Here is a 499-nt window from a genome sequence, read left to right as displayed (position 1 = left end):
TTTGAGACAGCGTGTGTCAGTCAAGAAAGGGAGTTTTAATTATGACAAAATCAACAAATTTCAATTACTATGAAGCCGATAACGTATATGGAGCCCTATTTTTCCAGTTTCCTAAGGTTTTAATGTATGGGGAAAAATATAAGCACCTCAGCAGTGACGCTAAACTTGCCTACATGATCCTCAAAGACCGGTTAGAATATTCATTAAAAAACAACTGGGTCGATGAAGATAATCATATTTACTTTATTTTTACTAATCAAGAATTGGTGAACTTATTCAATTGTTCCGAACACAAAGTCATCAAAGTAAAAACTGAACTAGAATCAATTGGTTTACTCTTTCAAAAACAAATGGGTTTCAATCCTAAAACGAAAAAGAATGAACCGAATCGTTTATATCTATCCAAACTCGATGTCCAAGCCACCGATGTCTATCTACGAAGCGAATATGGTAAAAAGGCGCCACAATCCCTTGCTACAAGCGGAACTGCAAAAAGTGC

Annotated in this window: 1 protein-coding gene; it reads left to right on the top strand. The window is 35.7% G+C overall.

The window, feature by feature from the left end:
* Positions 1 to 41: 41 nt before the first annotated feature.
* A partial coding sequence (locus tag FD47_RS14760; RefSeq protein ID WP_162260769.1) for a replication initiator protein A occupies positions 42 to 499 on the top strand: 458 nt, incomplete at its 3' end.

This window comes from Lentilactobacillus parafarraginis DSM 18390 = JCM 14109 (genome assembly GCF_001435895.1).
Taxonomy (GTDB): Bacteria; Bacillota; Bacilli; order Lactobacillales; family Lactobacillaceae; genus Lentilactobacillus; species Lentilactobacillus parafarraginis.
The sequence above is the reverse complement of the archived record's forward strand: the minus strand, read 5'-3'. Positions and strand labels throughout refer to the sequence as shown.